Source organism: Actinomycetospora straminea (assembly GCF_028737255.1).
GTDB classification, from domain to species: Bacteria; Actinomycetota; Actinomycetes; order Mycobacteriales; family Pseudonocardiaceae; genus Actinomycetospora; species Actinomycetospora straminea.
Genome location: NZ_JAQZAN010000016.1, coordinates 101,027 through 118,173, shown reverse-complemented (window position 1 = coordinate 118,173; position 17,147 = coordinate 101,027). Strand labels below are relative to the sequence as shown.

Annotated in this window: 14 protein-coding genes; 12 read left to right on the top strand and 2 right to left on the bottom strand. The window is 77.6% G+C overall.

Going from position 1 to position 17,147, the window contains the following annotated elements:
• The first annotated feature begins 12 nt into the window (after nucleotides 1-12).
• From PH190_RS21025 to PH190_RS21010, 4 genes are read left to right on the top strand one after another with little or no spacing between them, the layout of a single operon-like run.
• Entirely contained in the window at nucleotides 13-858 is an 846-nt protein-coding gene (locus PH190_RS21025; protein WP_274233474.1) for a uroporphyrinogen-III synthase, read from the top strand.
• Nucleotides 855-1,529, top strand: a complete 675-nt coding sequence (locus PH190_RS21020) for a sirohydrochlorin chelatase (RefSeq protein WP_274233473.1) — start codon at nucleotides 855-857, stop codon at nucleotides 1,527-1,529. The genes PH190_RS21025 and PH190_RS21020 overlap by 4 nt, the downstream gene beginning before the upstream one ends.
• A complete protein-coding gene (locus PH190_RS21015; RefSeq protein ID WP_274233472.1) occupies nucleotides 1,526-1,900 on the top strand; it encodes a hypothetical protein in 375 nt (124 codons plus the stop codon). The genes PH190_RS21020 and PH190_RS21015 overlap by 4 nt, the downstream gene beginning before the upstream one ends.
• 49 nt (nucleotides 1,901-1,949) lie before the next feature.
• Nucleotides 1,950-2,201: a hypothetical protein gene (locus PH190_RS21010; protein WP_274233471.1), complete on the top strand. Its 252-nt coding sequence runs from the start codon at nucleotides 1,950-1,952 to the stop codon at nucleotides 2,199-2,201.
• A gap of 131 nt (nucleotides 2,202-2,332) precedes the next feature.
• Here the strand turns inward: PH190_RS21010 and PH190_RS21005 are convergent, their stop codons facing one another.
• Entirely contained in the window at nucleotides 2,333-3,310 is a 978-nt protein-coding gene (locus PH190_RS21005; protein ID WP_274233470.1) for a hypothetical protein, read from the bottom strand.
• 404 nt (nucleotides 3,311-3,714) lie between these two features.
• On the opposite strand from PH190_RS21005, the gene PH190_RS21000 reads away from it, so the two are divergent.
• The 6 genes from PH190_RS21000 to PH190_RS20975 all read left to right on the top strand — a co-directional run bounded on the left by PH190_RS21000 (nucleotide 3,715) and on the right by PH190_RS20975 (nucleotide 9,756).
• Entirely contained in the window at nucleotides 3,715-4,233 is a 519-nt protein-coding gene (locus tag PH190_RS21000; protein WP_274199711.1) for an MSMEG_0572/Sll0783 family nitrogen starvation response protein, read from the top strand.
• 74 nt (nucleotides 4,234-4,307) lie between these two features.
• On the top strand, nucleotides 4,308-5,459 hold the full coding sequence (locus PH190_RS20995; RefSeq protein ID WP_274233469.1) for an MSMEG_0568 family radical SAM protein: 1,152 nt from the start codon (nucleotides 4,308-4,310) through the stop codon (nucleotides 5,457-5,459).
• A gap of 5 nt (nucleotides 5,460-5,464) precedes the next feature.
• Nucleotides 5,465-6,958, top strand: coding sequence for an MSMEG_0567/sll0787 family protein (locus PH190_RS20990; RefSeq protein ID WP_274233468.1), 1,494 nt, complete (start codon nucleotides 5,465-5,467; stop codon nucleotides 6,956-6,958).
• Nucleotides 6,955-7,824 (top strand): carbon-nitrogen hydrolase family protein, encoded by an 870-nt coding sequence (locus tag PH190_RS20985; protein WP_274233467.1) that lies wholly within the window; start codon nucleotides 6,955-6,957, stop codon nucleotides 7,822-7,824. Before PH190_RS20990 ends, PH190_RS20985 begins: the two co-directional genes overlap by 4 nt.
• A gap of 10 nt (nucleotides 7,825-7,834) precedes the next feature.
• Nucleotides 7,835-8,656 carry a carbon-nitrogen hydrolase family protein gene (locus tag PH190_RS20980; protein WP_274233466.1) on the top strand — a complete coding sequence of 274 codons (822 nt, stop codon included), beginning with the start codon at nucleotides 7,835-7,837 and terminating at the stop codon, nucleotides 8,654-8,656.
• Nucleotides 8,656-9,756, top strand: coding sequence for an MSMEG_0565 family glycosyltransferase (locus PH190_RS20975; RefSeq protein WP_274233465.1), 1,101 nt, complete (start codon nucleotides 8,656-8,658; stop codon nucleotides 9,754-9,756). Before PH190_RS20980 ends, PH190_RS20975 begins: the two co-directional genes overlap by 1 nt.
• Before the next feature lie 130 nt (nucleotides 9,757-9,886).
• Here the strand turns inward: PH190_RS20975 and PH190_RS20970 are convergent, their stop codons facing one another.
• Nucleotides 9,887-10,192, bottom strand: a complete 306-nt coding sequence (locus PH190_RS20970; protein WP_274233464.1) for an MGMT family protein — start codon at nucleotides 10,190-10,192, stop codon at nucleotides 9,887-9,889.
• 184 nt (nucleotides 10,193-10,376) lie between these two features.
• Between PH190_RS20970 and PH190_RS20965 the strand changes: the two genes are divergently transcribed.
• Together PH190_RS20965 and PH190_RS20960 are read left to right on the top strand one after the other, a co-directional pair.
• Nucleotides 10,377-13,652 carry an ATP-dependent helicase gene (locus PH190_RS20965; RefSeq protein ID WP_274233463.1) on the top strand — a complete coding sequence of 1,092 codons (3,276 nt, stop codon included), beginning with the start codon at nucleotides 10,377-10,379 and terminating at the stop codon, nucleotides 13,650-13,652.
• Nucleotides 13,649-17,134 carry an ATP-dependent helicase gene (locus PH190_RS20960; RefSeq protein ID WP_274233462.1) on the top strand — a complete coding sequence of 1,162 codons (3,486 nt, stop codon included), beginning with the start codon at nucleotides 13,649-13,651 and terminating at the stop codon, nucleotides 17,132-17,134. The genes PH190_RS20965 and PH190_RS20960 overlap by 4 nt, the downstream gene beginning before the upstream one ends.
• Nucleotides 17,135-17,147: the final 13 nt, after the last annotated feature.

The window sequence follows — 17,147 nt, the reverse complement described above, 5'->3', positions numbered from 1 at the left end:
TATCCTGGGGGCGTGATCGTGAGCGGGCCGCTGACCGGGTGGCGGGTCGGCGTGACGGCCGACCGCCGCGCCGACGACCAGCTCGACCTGCTGCGCCGCAAGGGCGCGGAGGTCGTGCACGGGCCGACGATGCGGATCGTGCCGCTGGAGGACGACGCGCAGCTCGCCGCCACGACGCGCGCGCTGCTCGCCGACCCGCCGGCGATCGTCGTCGCCACCACGGGGCAGGGGTTCCGCGGGTGGCTGTCGGTGGCGGAGAGCTGGGGGCTGGGCGAGGAGCTGGCGCGGGTGCTGGCGTCGGCGACCCTGCTCGCGCGCGGGCCGAAGGCGCGCGGGGCGATCCGCGGCGCCGGGCTGCGCGAGGCGTGGTCGGCGGACGCGACCGAGTCGTCGCCCGAGGTGCTCGAGCACCTGCTCGCGACCGGGGTCGACGGCACGCGGATCGTGGTGCAGCGCCACGGCGACCCGATGACGGACTTCCTCGCGGCGCTGCGGGCGGCCGGCGCCGACGTGACGACGGTCGACGTCTACCGGTGGGAGCCGCCGCCGGACCTGCCCGCGGTGGACGCGCTCATCGACGCGATCGTGGCGCGCGCGGTCGACACCGTGACGTTCACGAGCGCGCCGGCGGTCGAGGGGCTCGTGCACCGGGCGGAGGCGCGGGGCCTGCGCGCCGAGGTGGTCGCCGCCCTGCGCGCCGGCCTCGACGGGGGCGGGGTGCTCGCCTGCTGCGTGGGGCCGGTGACCAGCGCGCCCCTCGAGCGCCTGGGCGTCGTCGGCATCGCGCCGGAGCGCTTCCGGCTGGGCGCGATGGTCAAGCGGCTCGAGGAGCACGCGCGCGCCGTGGCGGGCGTGTGAGCACTCCCGCCCTGCTCCTTCTCGCCCACGGTACGAAGGACGCCGCCGGCCGCGCCACGTGGGAGCGGCTGACCGCCGCGGTGGCGCGGGCCGTGCCCGAGGTCGAGGTGCGGCTGGCCTACGCCGACGTGGTGAGCCCGACGCTGGCCGAGGCGCTCGCCGAGCTCGGCGGGCCCGTGGTCATCGTGCCGGCGTTCCTGGCCGCCGGGTTCCACGTGCGCGTCGACGTGCCCGAGCAGCTCGCCGCCACGGGCCGCACCGACGTCGTCGTCGCCGAGGCCTTCGGCCCCGACCCGGAGCTGGTGGGCGTGCTGCTCGACCGGCTCGCGGAGGCCGGCGCCCGGCCCGGCGACACGGTGGTGCTCGCCGCGGCGGGGTCGACCGACCCGCGCGCCCGGGACGACCTGGACACCGCGGCGGCGCTGCTCACCGCACGGGTGGGCCACGAGGTGCCGGTCGGCTACATCGCCGGCGGCGAGCCCCGCGTGGCGTCGGTGGTGGCGTCGGCGGGGTCGCGGGGACCGCGGGTCGCCGTGGCGAGCTGGCTGCTCGCGCCCGGGGTGTTCCACCGCTGGCTGGGCGACGCGGGCGCGGCGGTCGTCGCCGAACCGCTGGGCGAGCACCCCGACGTCGTCGCCGTGGTCGTGCGCCGCTACCGGGCGGCGGCGTGACCGCGCGCGGCCGGGCGCCGGTCGGGCTCGTCGTGCGCCTCTTCGCGTCCGACGGGCGCTGGATCGCCTGGTACCGGCCCGGGCTGCCGTACCTGTGGAGCACCGGCGACCGGTGGATCGGCTGGTTCCCCTGGGCGGACGAGCCGACGCCGGAGCCGCGCGACGACGTCCTCGACCCGTCCGACGCGTACCTCGGCACGGTCGTCGGCGACCGGCTCCTCGCCCGGACCGTGCGCCGGCCCCGACCGATCCCGTCGAGGGTCCCCGAGCCGCGACGACCGGTCGGACCGCCGGACGTGGACCGGGCGCAGGCCGTGCCTCCGCCGATCGGGTTCACGGACGTGCCGCTCGACCGGCTGTTCAGCGACTGAGCGCCACACCGAGGTTTACTCGGCGTCACGATGGGGTGATGCTGTGACCATGCTCGCCCGGGTCATCGGCACGATCGTCATCATCCTGGTGCTGTTCGCGATCATCTCAAACCCTCAGGACGCCGCCTCGAACACCCGCGAGGGCGCCTCGACCCTGGCGGACGCCGGGACGTCGATCACGGTCTTCCTGTCCAGCGTGGTCGAGAACCTCGCGGGCACCACCACCTCGTACACGGGGACGACGTACTACCCCTCCGGCGGCATCGAGACGGGCGACGGCTCCACCCCGACCCTCCGCTGACCCCCCCACCCCCGGCCCGCCCGGCCTCCCCGAGCGCTCCTCCCCTGGGGCGGCTGAGGCACGGGGTGTCTCAGCGTGGCGTCCACGCTGGCGTCCAACGTCAGGAAATCCGCCTGCTCGGGCCCGAACCATCAGCTCGCGCGCGCGATGTCGTCCGCGTAGGTCGCCCGCGGCGCCGGGAGGGCGGCGGCGACCGCCAGCCCGTCGAGGACGTCGCGGAGGACGCCGTCCTCGTCGTCGCGTCGCTGTGACGGCCGGGTGCTGACGACGTGGAGCCCGACGCCGCGCAGGGCCCGCTGCCGCCGAGCCGTCGCCTCGACCTGGTCGGGCGTGGCGAAGTGGTGCTCGACGGAGTCGATCTCCCACGCGAGGCCGACGTCCTCGACGAGGGCGTCGACGACGCCCACCGTGCGGCCGGACAGGTCGCGGACGCGGACGTTGAACCGCGCGGGCGGCAGCTCGGACTGTGCGAGCCACCACGAGCGCGCGTCGAACTCCGCCGCCGAGCGGACCCCGGCGGCGACGGCGCGGAGGACGGCCCGCGGCGCCGCACTGCCCTTCCGGCAGCCGGCGTCGAGCTCCTCGAGGAGCGCCGCCGGCGTGACGAGCCAGCGCTGGACGGGTTCGGCGAGCAGGCCGGCGATCGCCGTCGGATCGGTCATGAGCCGGGCCTCGTCGAGCAGGGCCCGGGTCAGCGGCGCGACCGGGAGGCCGCCACGCTCGACGGCCCAGGGCATGCGCGAGGTCCGCTCGACGTGGAACGTGCGCCAGCTGCGGACCTGGCGCGGGTGGGGGATGAGCAGGTGGACCTTCTCGGGCGCCGGGCCGTGCCGCAGCCCGTGCAGGCGCAGTGCCGCTCGTCCCGTGATCAGGGCATCTGGTCCGCCGTGCAGGAGGCCGGCGATGAGCAGCTGACGCCAGGTCGGGGCGCCGTTGTGCAGCGCGACGATGCCCGGCCCGAGGCGCTGCCACGGCCCGCCGTGACGGCAGCGCCGGTACGCGGTGGCCTCGGGGACGCCGAGGAGCTCCAGCTCGCGCACGGCGATCACCCCCTCGTTGCTCGCCGCCCACAGCACCTCGGGGGCCACCGCCCAGTCGCCTCTGCGCATGCGCCGACGGTGGGGGACGACGGCGCCGGAGCGTGAGCCGCGCGGTGGCGCCTGTGGACAGACGTCGGGGGTGGGGACAGGGCGAGCGAGCTGGTGGCTTTCCTGACGTCGGACGTCAGCGTGGACGCCACGCTGACAACACCCCGTGCGTCAGCCGCATCGCTCGTGGGTCGGCGGGGTGGGTCACCGCCGCGAAACACGCGGGGGAGGACGACCCGCTCTCGTAGTCACGAGGAAACACTTCGGAAATCGGTCGTTGGTGTGCTGGTCGCAGCGAGGAACGGTCCCGACGCTCCTCCCGCGGGGTCGGCGAGGACCCCGCTCCCTCTCCACGATCCCCGGCGTCGCACGCCCGCGCCGTCCGTCGTTCCACCGTGTCCCACCCCGGCTGCCCGAGGAGAACCATGACCAGCACCGAGCTCTCCGACGTCGAGAAGAAGAGCCTCGAGGAGATCCCGCACCCGTCGCTGCCCGAGGGCTCGAGCATCTACGGCGGCACCAAGGTCTTCCCCGACCTCCAGGCCGAGAACGGCGAGACCTACTTCACCCTCGTGCACGGCATCGCGCACGAGTCGTCGGTCAGCTTCGTCGCCGTCCTGCAGGCCACCCGCGCGCTGCGCAAGGGCTTCGAGTCGGCCATGTACTTCTACGGCCCCGGCTCCCTGAACTGCCTGGCCACGCGCGGGTTCCCCACCACGGGCACCTCGGCGTTCCCCGGCGAGCACAACATCAACGACCAGCTCAAGACGTTCATGAGCGAGGGCGGCAAGGTCTACTGCTGCCGCTTCGGGCTGTCGCTGCACGGCGCCCGCGAGGAGGACCTCATCGAGGGCGTCATCCCGACGCACCCGCTCGACGTCCAGGACGCGCTCATCCACTACGCCCGCAAGGGCGCGATCATCAACTCGACCTACCAGCTCTGACGCGCCGCGGCCGGTGCGGGACCACCCCGCACCGGCCCCGAGCCACCCCGCGTCGAGAGCCCAGGAGGTCCGCCATGTCACCCGATCCCGGGCTGTCCGCCCGCTCCGCCCTGGCCGTCCGCGGCGTCGCGCTCGACCTCCCCGACAGCGCCATCCCCGACAGCACCGTCCCCGACAGCACCACCACCGACCTCGGCGCGACGATCCCCCTGCGCCGCCCCGGCGGCGCCGGCCCGTCCGCCGACGGCCACGTCCTCGTCGACGGGCTCAGGACGACGATCCCGATCAACCCCGCGAGCCCCTACCGCCTGCGGGACGGGCGGCTCGTGCGTACCGGCCCCGACGGCGGCGTCACCGACCTCGGGGTCGACGTGGCCACCGTCGCCCGCCCCGCCTTCTACGACCTCACCACCGCCGACGGCGTCCCCTACGAGAAGATCGCCCGGCTGCACGGCGACGACGTCCTGGCGACGACGGTCGTGCAGACCTGCGTGCGGTACGGGGAAGCGGATCGCTGCCGCTTCTGCGCCATCGAGCAGTCGCTGCGCACCGGCGCCACCACCGCGGTGAAGACCCCCGAGCAGCTCGCCGAGGTCGCCGAGGCCGCGGTCCGCCTCGACGGCGTCCGGCAGATGGTCCTGACGACCGGGACGAGCAACGGCCGCGACCGCGGCGCCCGCCACCTCGCCCGCTGCGTGCGCGCGATCAAGGCCGCGGTGCCCGGGCTGCCGATCCAGGTGCAGTGCGAGCCGCCCGCGCCGTCCGACCTCGCCGCCCTGCGCGAGCTGGAGGAAGCCGGCGCGGACGCCATCGGCATCCACGTCGAGTCCCTGGACGACGCCGTGCGTGCCCGCTGGATGCCGGGCAAGGCCACCGTCCCCCTGAGCCAGTACCGGCTCGCCTGGGACGAGAGCGTGCGCCTGTTCGGCCCGAACGCCGTCTCGACCTACCTCATCGTCGGCCTCGGCGAGGACCCCGACGAGCTGGTCGCCGGCGCCGCCGAGCTCGTCGACCGCGGCGTCTACCCCTTCGTCGTCCCCTACCGCCCGATCCCCGGCACGCTCGCCTTCGCCGGCGGCGACCCCGCGCCCGACCCCGAGCTGCTCGCCGAGGTCACCGCGCGCGTCGCCAAGGTGCTGGTGGCCGCCGGGATGCGCGGCGCCGACCAGGCCGCCGGCTGCGCGGCGTGCGGCGCGTGCTCGGCGCTGTCGGCGGCGGGGGGCTGAGGACCGTGTCGATCCTCGACGACTCGTTCGGGCTGGGGGCCGCCGACGAGATCCTCGGCGGCCGCACCCGCCGGCCCGCCCGCGACGTGACGATCACCGAGGCGCCCGCCGCCGACGCCCGCCACCCCGACGTCGCCGCCCACCGTGCCCTGCGGCGAGCGGTGTTCGTCGACGAGCAGCGCCTGTTCCGCGACGACACCGCCGGCGACCTCGACGAGCACGACCACGACCCGCGCGCCCTGGTCCTCGTCGCCCGCGACGGGGCCGGCGAGGTGCTCGGCGGCGTGCGCCTCGCGCCCGCCGACCCCGACGCCGCGCGCCCCGACCTCGGCTGGTGGACGGGCAGCCGCCTCGTCGTCGCCCCGACGGCCCGCCGTCGCACCGGGGTCCGCGTCGGGGCCGCCCTCGTCCGGGCCGCGTGCGCCCGCGCGGAGACGGCCGGGGTGCTGCGGTTCGAGGCCGACGTGCAGGCCGCCAACGAGACCCTGTTCCGCCGGCTCGGCTGGCAGCGGGTCCGCGCGACGGCGGTCGCCGGCCGCCCGCACGTGCGGATGCGCTGGCCGGTCGGTCGCTTCGCCGCCCTCGTCGCGGCCACGAAGGCCCCGCTCGGCGCGCTCGTCGCGGGGCTGGCCGGCACCGGTGCGCACGTCGGTGACGACGGGGCCCCGGTGCCCGGCAGCGACGTCGTCGCGGCCTGCGACGCGATCCTGCCCGCGATGGTCGAGCGCGACCCGGAGTGGGCGGGCTGGTGCGGGGTGCTGGTCAACGTCAACGACCTCGCCGCGATGGGGGCCGCGCCGACCGCGCTGCTCGACGCCGTCGGCGCCCGCGACGCCTCGTTCGCCCACCGCGTGCTCACCGGCCTGCGCGCCGCCGCCGACGCCTACGGGGTGCCGGTGATCGGCGGGCACACCCAGCTCGAGGTGCCGGCGTCGCTGGCGGTCACGGCGCTCGGCCGGACCACGACGCCCGTCCCGGCCTCCGGGGGCCGCCCCGGCATGGCCGTCCGCCTGACCGCCGACCTGCACGGCACCTGGCGTCCCGGCTACACCGGCCGGCAGTGGGACTCGACGTCGACGCGGGCGCCCGCCGACCTGCGGGCGATGGTCGGGGCCCTCGGTCCGCACGCGGCGCACCGGCCGGCGGCGGCCAAGGACGTGTCGATGGCCGGGGTCGTCGGCACGCTCGGGATGCTCGCCGAGGCGTCGGGGACCGGCGCGGTGCTCGACGTCGCCGCGGTGCCCCGCCCGGCCGGCACGACCCTCGCCGACTGGCTGACCTGCTTCCCCGGCTTCGCCCTGCTCACCGCCGACGAGCCCGGGGCGCCCGCGCCGTCGGCCGGCCCGGCGACGAGCGCGGTGTGCGGGGCGCTCACCGAGAGCTCGACCGGACCAGCCGGGGTGGCCCTGCGCTGGCCCGACGGCGAGACCACCGAGGCCGTCGCCGGGGGCGTGACGGGACTGGGCGCCGCGCCGACCACGGGAGGGATCCACCCATGACCGTTAGGACGTTCGCGGCCGCGGCCGCGGGCTTCGGCCGCGACCTCGACGAGGACTTCGCGCGGATCGAGGCGCTGCTCGCGCAGGCGCGGGCCGCCGGCGCCGACCTGCTCGCGCTGCCCGAGGCGGCGCTGGGCGGGTACCTGTCGTCGCTGCACGACGACCCGACCGATGTCCCGCCCCAGCTCGACGTCGACGGCCCCGAGGTGCGGCGGCTGGTCGCGCTGGCCGGCGACACGGTCGTCACCGCGGGCTTCTGCGAGCGCGGCGACGCGGCGTCGGGCGGGCGTCCGTACAACAGCGCCGTGGCCGTGACCGGCGACGGGGTGCTCGGGCACCACCGCAAGGTCCACCAGCCGCTCAACGAGCACACCTCGTACGCCGCGGGCGACCGGTTCACCGCGTTCGAGACGCCGCTCGGTCGGCTCGGCATGATGATCTGCTACGACAAGGCCTTCCCCGAGGCCGCGCGGGCGCTCGCCGTCGACGGGGCGCGGATCGTGGTGTGCATGTCGGCGTGGCCGGCGTCGCGCACCAACCAGGCACCGGTGCTCGCCGACGACCGCTGGACCCGCCGCTTCGACCTCTTCGACCGCGCCCGCGCGCTGGAGAACCAGATCGTCTGGGTGTCGGCGAACCAGGCCGGGACCTTCGGGGACATGCGGCTCGTGGCGAGCGCGAAGATCGTCGACCCGGGCGGTGAGGTCCTCGCCACCACGGGCACCGAGGCGGGGCTGGCCGTCGCGTCGGTGGACGTCGACGACGCGGTGGACGCCGCGCGCCGGTTCATGGGTCACCTGCGCGACCGGCGGCCGGCGTCGTACGACGCGGCGCCGCTCGCGCCCGTCCCGGCCCGGGCCGGCTAGGGGCCGCCGGGTGGTCCGCCTCGCCGCCGCCGCGGCCCACTTCACCCGGGACGTCGGGTTCGACCTCGACCGCATCAAGATGATCATCTCGCACGCGCGGGACGCCGGGGTCGCGCTGCTCGCGCTGCCCGACGGGGCGCTGGGCGGGTACCTCACCGACCTGCGCCACCCCGACGTCGACTGCCTGCCGCCGCTGCTGGAGCCGAACGGCGACGAGGTGCGGTCGGTGATCGACATCGCCGGCGAGATGATCGTCTGCCTCGGCTACAGCGAGCGGGGTCCTGGGTCGCTGCGCTACGACGCGGCGGTGTGCCTCTCGGGCGACGGCATCCTCGGGCGGCACCGCAAGGTGCACATCCCGGCCGGCATCGCGTCGCTGTTCGCCGCCGGCGACGGGTTCTCGGCGTTCGACACCCCGCTCGGGCGGATGGGCCTGCTCATCGACCACGACAAGACGTTCCCCGAGGCCCCGCGGGCGCTGGCGGTGGACGGCGCGGAGATCATCGCCTGTCTCTCGGCCTGGCCGACGTCGCTGACCAACCGCGCGCCGCGCATGGCCCAGGACCGCCAGGCGCGGCTGTTCGACCTCTACGACCAGGCGCGGGCGGCCGAGAACCAGGTCGTGTGGCTCTCGTCGAACCAGAGCGGGCGGCACGGGGCGCTGCACTTCCTGGGGCGCGCGAAGGTCGTCGGGCCGGGCGGGGAGATCCTCGCGCGGACCTGGTCGAAGGGCGGGCTGGCCGTGGCCGAGGTCGACCTGCCGGGCGCGGTGGGCGCGGCTCGGGCCGTGCTGCACCACCTCGGCGAGCGCCGGCCGGAGACGTACCGCTGATGCGCATCGCGCTGTTGACGTATTCGACGAAGCCGCGCGGGGGCGTGGTGCACACGCTGGCGCTGGGCGAGGCGTTCGCGCGGGCGGGGCACGAGGTCACGGTGTGGGCGCTCGCGCGGGGCGGGGACACGGGGTTCTTCCGTCCCGTGTCCGCCGACGTGGCCGTGCGGCTGGTGCCGGTGCCCGAGATCGACGGCGAGTCGGTGGGGGAACGGATCCTGCGGTCGATCGCGTTGCTCGGGGACGCCTTCGAGGGTGCGTTCGACGTGGTGCACGCGCAGGACTGCCTGACGGCGAACGCGGTGGGTCGGGCCCGGGGCTACGCGGGGCTGTGGCGGACCGTGCACCACCTCGACGAGTTCACGACCCCCGAGCTCGCGGCGTGCCACGAGCGGGCGATCGTCGAGCCGGCGGCGCTGGTCTGCGTGTCGGAGGCGGTGGCGGCCGAGGTGCGGTCCGGGTGGGGCCGGGCGCCGGCGGTGATCGGGAACGGGGTGGACGCGGCGCGCTTCGCCGCGGCGGCGGCGTCGGGCGCGGGGGAGCCGTGGCGGGCGCGCCACGGGCGCTACGTGCTCGCCGTCGGCGGGATCGAGCCGCGGAAGGGGACGCTGGAGCTGGTCGAGGCGATGGCGCTGCTCCCGGGCGTGCCGCTGCTGATCGCGGGCGGGGACACCCTGTTCGACTACCGGCCCTACCGCGAGGAGGTGTTCGCGCGGGCGGCGGCGCTGGGGGTGTCGCCGGTGGTGCTGGGGCCGGTCGACGACGCCGAGCTGCCGGGGCTCGTGGCGGGCGCGGCGGTGTTCGCGTTCCCGTCGACGAAGGAGGGCTTCGGGCTCGCGGCGATGGAGGCGCTCGCGGCCGGCGTGCCGCTCGTGACGCGGGACCTGCCGGTGCTGCGCGAGGTGTTCGCCGGCGCGGCGCGATTCGCCGACGGGCCGGCGGGCTTCGCGCGCGAGATCGGGCAGGTCCTGGACGGGTTCGGTGACGGTGGGGACCCCGAGCTCGACCCCGCCCACGCGACGGTCGGCCGGGCCCTGGCCGGGGCCCACACCTGGGACGCCGCGGCCGCCGCCCACCTGGACCTCTACCGCCGCGGCTGAGTGGCTCCGGCCGACCAGCGATGCGGCATCGCCGGCACTGCACGCCAGGCTCGCCACATCCTCGCCCGCGCGACACGCCGGGGCGCGCCTGGCGCGGGGCGTCGTGCCAGCGTGGCGTCCACGCTGTCACTCAACGTCGGGAAAGCCACCCCCTCGCGAGGCGGTGGTGGGCGAGCACGACCCGCCCGTCGCGGATCTCGACGCCCTCGGCGCGCAGGCGGGCGTGCTGCTCGTCGAGGATCTGCGGGGCGCTGGAGCCGTCGGCGCGCAGCACGCGGTGCCAGGGCAGGTCCGCGCCGTCCTCGCTCAGCACCTTGCCCACCACGCGCGCCGAGCGCTCGCCGGCCTCGGCGGCGACGTCGCCGTACGTCGCCACCCAGCCCTCCGGGATCGCCATCACCGCCGCACGGATCCGCTCGTGCCGGGTCTCGTCCACACGAGGAGTCCAGCACGCCCGCGCGCCGCGCGGCAGCGGGGCGAGCGTGATCGTGGGGGCTTTCCTCACCCTATCGGCGTGCTGTGTCGGATTGCCAGCAGGTGGACGCCAGGCTGGCACACCCCGTGCGCCGGCGCGCCCACCCTCCGCGGCGGTGTCGGGGGGCCGTGGTGGAGTGGTGCCCGTGAGCCTCCCGACGAGCGGCGACCGCGCCCCCGAGCTCCGCCGCGCCGCGGCGTGGGTGCCGGGCGAGCTGGTGCTCGACGACGCCGGGCGCCGCCTCCTCGAGCACGACGCGGGCTTCCTGCGCGTGCTCGGCGGTCCCGGCACGGGCAAGACCACGCTGCTCGCCGAGCGGGTCGCCCGCCTGCTCCACGCGCAGCCCGACGCGCGCCCGCTCGTGCTCGTCGGCGACCGGCGCGCCGCGGCCGCCCTCCGCGAGCGCATCGCCGCGCGCCGCCGGGCCCTCGACGACGACGCGGACCGGCCTGCGCGCGCGGTCGCCGAGCCGCTCGTGCGCAGCGTGCACTCCTACGCCTTCGCCGTCCTGCGCCGCCACGCCGAGCGTCGGGGCGAGGCCCCGCCGCGCCTGCTGCCCGGCGCGCAGCAGGACGCCATGGTGCGCGAGCTGCTCGCCGGCGAGGTCGCGGGCGCCGGGGTGCCGTCGGGCTGGCCGCTCCGGATGCAGCCCGCGCTGGAGGCGCCCGCCTTCGCCGGCGAGGTGCGCGACCTCCTGCTCCGCGCCGCCGAGCGCGGCGCCGGACCCCGCGAGCTCGCCGACCTCGGCAAGCGCCACGGCGTCCCCGCCTGGATCGCGGCCGGGCGCTTCTACCGCACGTACGAGGAGGTCACGCTCCTGCGCGCGGCCGCGGGCTCCGCCAACCCTCTCGCGAGCGCGCCCCCGCTCGACGCCGCCGAGCTGGTCGCGGCCGTGCTCGACGCCTTCGTCGCCGACCCCGAGCTCCTCGAGGCCGAGCGCGCCGCGGTGCGCCACCTCGTGGTCGACGACGTCCAGGACATGGACCCCCAGCAGGTCGAGCTCGCCCGCGCCCTCGGCGCCGCCGCCGAAGACTGGGTGCTCGCCGGCGACCCCGACTCCTCCGTCCTCGGGTTCCGCGGCGCCGACCCGTCGCTGCTGCGCGACGCCGACCCCGGCGGGCTCGCCACCGTCGTCCTGCACGCCGACCACCGCAGCCGCCCCGCCCTGCGCGCCGCCGTCGCCCGCGTCGTCGCCGCCCTGCCGGGCACGGGCCCGGGACGGACGCGGACGGCGCCGACACCGACGGACGACGAGCACGCGCACGACGAGCACGGGGACGACGACGGCCGCGTCACCGTCGACGTCTACGCCACCCCCGGGCGCCAGGCCGCCGCGGTCGCCGACCGCCTGCGCCGCGCCCACCTCACCGACGGCGTGCCCTGGTCGCGCATGGCCGTCGTCGTGCGCAGCGTCGCGGGCTCGCTGCCGCCCCTGCGCCGGGCGCTGCTCGCCGCGGGCGTCCCGCTCGCCGTCCCCGCCGACGACACCCCGCTCGCCGCGCTGCCGGCCGTCGCCCCGCTGCTCACGATCCTGCGCTGCGCCGCCGACCCCCAGCGCCTCGACGCCGACACCGCCCTCGCGCTCCTCTCCTCGCCCCTGGGTGGCGCCGACCCGCTCGCGGTGCGCCGCCTGCGCCGCGGGCTGCTGCGCCGCCACGAGGCCGGCGGCGGCGCGGCCGACACCCCCAGCGACGCGCTGCTCGTCGACGCCCTGCTCGACCACATCGCGCAGGAGCGGAACCCGCTCGCGCTGCTGAGCCCCTCGGAGGCGGCGCCGCTGGCCCGCGTCGGCGACCTGCTCGCGGCCGCGGCGGGCGCGATCGACGCCGGCGCCTCGGTGCCCGACGTCCTCTGGGCCGTGTGGGACCGCAGCGGGCTGCAACGCCGCTGGGTCGCCGCCAGCGAGCGCGGCGGGGTCACCGGTGCGCAGGCCGACCGCGACCTCGACGCCGTCGTCGCCCTGGTCGAGCGCGCCGCCCGCTACGTCGAGGACCTGCCCGGCGGCACGGTCGCGGGCTTCGTCGCCCAGGCCGACGACCAGCGCATCCGCGCCGACACGCTGGCCCCGCGGGCCCCGGACGGGGAGGCGGTCGCCCTGCTCACCGCGCACGCGTCGCGCGGGCGGGAGTGGGACGTGGTGGTCGTCCCCGACGTGCAGGAGGGCACCTGGCCCGACCTGCGCCGCCGCGGCACGCTGCTCGGGGTCGAGCGGCTCGTCGACGTCCTCGCCGGCATCCCCGACGACCCCGCCGTCGCCGGGCAGGCGCCGCTGCTCGCCGAGGAGCGGCGGCTGTTCGCCGTCGCGCTCTCGCGGGCGCGGCGCGCGGCGCACGTCAGCGCGGTCGAGGCCGAGGACGTCACGCCCTCGCGCTTCCTCGACGACGTCGACGGCGGCGTGGCGACCGACGACCCCGCCGACGCCCAGCGGCCCCGCAGCCGTCCGGGCCGCGCGCTGGTGCTGGCCGAGCTGGTCGGCGAGCTGCGCCGCGTCGTCACCGACCCGGCCGCCGACCCCGGCCGCCGCGAGCGGGCCGCCGAGGGGCTGGCGCGCCTCGCCGACGCCGGCGTGCCGGGCGCCGACCCCGACGACTGGTACGGCCTGCTCACCCCGTCCACCGACGCGCCGCTGCGCCCGCCCGGCCCGATCGCGATCAGCCCGAGCGCGGTGGAGACGATCCTGACCTGCCCGCTGCGCTGGGCCCTGCAGACCCACGGCGGCGACGACACCGACTCGCTCGCCTCGGTCACCGGCTCGCTCGTGCACGCCCTCGTCCAGCGCGCCGCCGAGGGCGCCGAGGCCCGCGAGCTCGACGAGGCGCTCGACGTCGCGTGGGCGTCGGTCGACGCGGGCGCGCCGTGGTTCTCGCGCCGCGAGCTCGCGAACACCCGCCGCATGCTGGCGAGCTTCCTGACCTGGCGCGACCAGACGCGCGCGCAGCTCACCGAGGCCGCGGTGGAGCGGGAGCTCGAGGTCGCGGTCACCGACGGGGTGCGGGTGCGCGGGCGGGTCGACCGCCTCGAGATCGACACCCGCGGCCGCCCGGTGATCATCGACGTGAAGACGGGCAAGACCCCGATCTCGAAGGCGGACGCCCAGGTCCACCCCCAGCTCGCGGTCTACCAGCTCGCGACCGCGCTCGGCGCCTTCGCCGAGACGCTCGCCGGCCCCGACCGCACGGCCGCGCGCACCACGCCGGGCGGCGCGCGTCTGGTCTACCTCTCGCGCGCCGGGACGGCGGCCAAGGAGCGCGCGCAGGAACCGCTCGACGACGAGGGCCTCGCGCAGTGGCGCGAGCACGTCGGCGCCGCCGCGCGCGCCACCGAGGGCCCGGTGTTCGTCGGGCGCGAGAACGACGCGTGCCCGCGGTGCCCGGTGCGCACCGCCTGCCCGGTGCACGTCTCGGGGAGGCAGGTCCCGTGACCGCGCTCGCGCCCCCGGGCACCGAGCTCGTCGACCCCGTCGAGCTCGCCGAGCGCCTCGGCCTGCGCCGGCCCACCGAGGAGCAGGCCGCGGTGATCGGCGCGCCGCTCGAGCCGGCGCTGGTCACCGCCGGCGCCGGCTCCGGCAAGACCGAGACGATGGCCGCGCGCGTCGTGTGGCTCGTCGCCAACGGCCTGGTGCGCCCCGAACAGGTGCTGGGCCTGACGTTCACGCGCAAGGCGGCCGGGCAGCTCGCCGACCGGGTGCGCCGCCGCCTGCGCGTCCTCGGCGCCTCGAGCCTGCTCGACGAGCTCGACCCGTCCGGCGACCGCCGCCTCGCCGCCCGCGCCGGCGAGCCCACGATCTCGACCTACCACGCCTACGCCGGGCGCCTGCTCACCGAGCACGGCCTGCGCCTGCCCGTCGACCCCGGCGCGCGCCTGCTCTCGCCCACCGCGTCGTGGCAGCTCGCGCACCGGATCGTCGCCACCTGGGCCGCCGACCTCGACACCGACCGCGTGCCCGCCACCGTCACCGCGCTCGTGCAGGCGCTCGCCGGCGAGCTCGGCGAGCACCTCGCCGACCCGTCCGTGCTGCGGGCGCACGCCGAGCGCTTCGCCCGCGCCGTCGAGGACGCGCCGCCGGCGAAGGGGCAACGGCCCGCCCTGCCGCAGACGCTGGCGAACCGCGTCGCCACCCAGCGGTTCCGCGCGGCCCTGCTGCCCCTGGTCGAGGAGCTGGCCGCCCGCAAGCGCGCCGAGCGCTGCCTCGACTTCGCCGACCAGATGGCCGCGGCCGCGCGCCTGGCCGAGGGGCACGACGAGGTCGGGGCCGCGGAGCGCGACGCGTTCCGCGCGATCCTGCTCGACGAGTACCAGGACACCGGACACGCCCAGCGCATCCTGCTGCGCTCGCTCTTCGCCGGCGACGAGCAGACCACCGTCACCGCCGTCGGCGACCCCTTCCAGTCGATCTACGGCTGGCGCGGCGCGAGCGCGGCGAACCTGCCCCGGTTCGTCACCGACTTCCCCCGCGTCAGCGCCGACGGCGAGCACCTCGCCGCCACCCGCCACGGCCTGCTGACGAGCTTCCGCAACCCGCCCGAGGTCCTCGCGCTGGCCAACGAGGTCGCCGAGCCCCTGCGGGCCTCGGGGGTGCCCGTCGACGAGCTGCGTCCGCGTCCCGGCGCGCCGGCCGGTGACGTGCGCGTCGCGCTGCACGCCGACGTCGAGGCCGAGCGGGCGTGGGTCGCCGACGCGGTCGCCGACCGCTGGCGTGCCGCCGCCGACGCCGGCACCGAGCCGCCGACCACCGCGGTGCTCGTGCGCCGCCGCGCCGACATGAGCGCGCTCGCCGCCGCGCTGCGCGCCCGCGACCTGCCCGTCGAGGTCGTCGGCCTCGGCGGCCTGCTCGACGAGCCCGAGGTGCGCGACGTCGTGTCGGCGCTGCGCCTGGTGGTCGACCCGCTCGCCGGCGGCGCGGCGGTCCGGCTGCTCACGGGCGCGCGCTGGCGCATCGGTGGCGCCGACCTCGCCGCGCTGTGGCGCCGGGCCCGCGAGCTCGCGGCGCCGGCCGAGGCCCGGCACGACACCCCGAGCGACGCCGTCCCCGACCCCGTCGCCGCCGCCCTGCCCGGCGAGCACGCCGAGCGCGCCGGGCTGGTCGACGCGCTCGACGACCCCGGCCCGCCCGCGCGCTACTCGGCCGCCGGGTACGAGCGCCTGCGGCACCTCGCCCACGAGCTCACGATGCTGCGCCGCCGCGTCACCGCCCCGCTGGTCGACCTGGTCGCCGACGTCGAGCGCGTGCTGCTGCTCGACGTCGAGACCGCGGCGCGCCCCGGGCCCACCGGGCGCGCGCACCTCGACGCGTTCGCCGAGGTCGTCGCCGACTTCACCGCCGGCGCCACCGCGTCCGGGGGCACCGCGACCGTCACCGCGCTGCTCGCCTACCTCGACGCCGCCGAGGACGCCGAGGACGGCCTGACGCCCGGCGAGGTCGACGTCGCGGACCCGGCGACGGGCGGCACGCGGGTGCAGGTGCTCACGGTGCACGCGGCCAAGGGCCTCGAGTGGGAGCTGGTGGCGCTCCCGCACGTCGTCGACAAGGTGTTCCCGGCGGCGAAGCGGTCGGGGTCGTGGCTGACGTCGGTGGCCTCATTGCCGGTCGACCTGCGCGGCGACCGCCCCGACCTACCCGCGCTCGACCTCGACGACGCCGCCGACCGCAAGGAGGTCGCCGAGCGCCTCGACGCCCACGAGCGCGCCTTCGACGACCGCCGCCTGGTCGAGGAGCGCCGCCTGTTCTACGTGGCCCTGACCCGCGCCGAGCACGCACTGCTCGTGTCCGGGCACTGGTGGGGCGAGACGGGCGACAGCCCGCGCGGGCCGTCCGAGCTCCTCGCCGAGGTGGGCGAGCTCGTGGCCGCCGGGCGGGGCGGAGTGGTCGACACCTGGGCCGAGCCCCCCGAGGAGGGCGAGCCGAACCCGATGGCGGCGGCCGTGCACGAGGCCGCGTGGCCGGTCGACCCGCTCGGGTCCCGGCGCGCGGCGGTCGACGAGGGCGCGGCGCTGGTCCGGTCGGCCCGGGCCCGCCGGGCGGCGGCGCCGGAGGACGCCGGTGTCGGTGCCGGTGACGGTGCCGGTGACGATGCCGGCGGCCACGAACCCGACCCCGAGGGCTGGGCCGCCGACATCGAGGTCCTGCTCGCGGAGCGTGCGGCGGCGCGCGACCGCCACGCGCGGGTGCTGCTGCCCCCGCAGCTCTCGGTCAGCCAGCTCGTCGACCTCGCCGCGGACCCGGGCGCGCTGGCCCGCCGCCTGCGCCGCCCCGTGCCGCGCCCGCCCGACCCGCGGGCGCGGCGGGGCACGGAGTTCCACGCGTGGCTGGAGCGCTGGTTCTCCGCCACCGAGCTGCTGGAGTTCGACGAGCTGCCCGGCGCCGCCGACGAGGACGCCGACGCCACGGCCGACCCCGCCGGCGCGGCGGACGCCGCGGAGCTGCGGGAACGGTTCACCGCGAGCCGGTGGGCGAACCGGACGCCGGTCGCGGTCGAGGTGCCGTTCGAGACCGAGGTCGCCGGCACGCTGGTCCGCGGACGCATCGACGCGGTGTTCGCCGACGCCGACGGGGGCGCCACGGTGGTCGACTGGAAGACCGGCGACCTCCCGCCCGATGAGGCGCTCCCGGCCCTCGCGGTGCAGCTCGCGGCGTACCGGCTGGCGTGGTCGTCGCTGTCGGGCATCCCGATCGAGCGGGTCCGGGCGGCCCTGCACTACGTCCGCCACGACCGGACCGTCAGCCCCGCCGACCTGCTCGACGCCGCCGGCCTGCGCGCCCTGGTCGCCGCGGTGCCCGAGGAGGAGCGCGCGCCCGAGGGCGACCCGGAGCCCCCGCCGGCCGCCGCCTCGCCCCACGACCCGGACGCCGACCCCGACCGCGACGACGGCCCGCCCCCGGACGTCGACCTCGACCCGCGCTGAGCGACCCGGGGGA

Excerpts from the sequence above, each read along its gene's own strand:
- PH190_RS21010 (WP_274233471.1), top strand. The coding sequence starts at position 1,950 with ATGCTCGCCCGGGTCATCGGCACGATCGTCATCATCCTGGTGCTGTTC.
- PH190_RS21005 (WP_274233470.1), bottom strand. The coding sequence starts at position 3,310 with ATGCGCAGAGGCGACTGGGCGGTGGCCCCCGAGGTGCTGTGGGCGGCG.
- PH190_RS21000 (WP_274199711.1), top strand. The coding sequence starts at position 3,715 with ATGACCAGCACCGAGCTCTCCGACGTCGAGAAGAAGAGCCTCGAGGAG.
- PH190_RS20995 (WP_274233469.1), top strand. The coding sequence starts at position 4,308 with ATGTCACCCGATCCCGGGCTGTCCGCCCGCTCCGCCCTGGCCGTCCGC.
- PH190_RS20985 (WP_274233467.1), top strand. The coding sequence starts at position 6,955 with ATGACCGTTAGGACGTTCGCGGCCGCGGCCGCGGGCTTCGGCCGCGAC.
- PH190_RS20975 (WP_274233465.1), top strand. The coding sequence starts at position 8,656 with ATGCGCATCGCGCTGTTGACGTATTCGACGAAGCCGCGCGGGGGCGTG.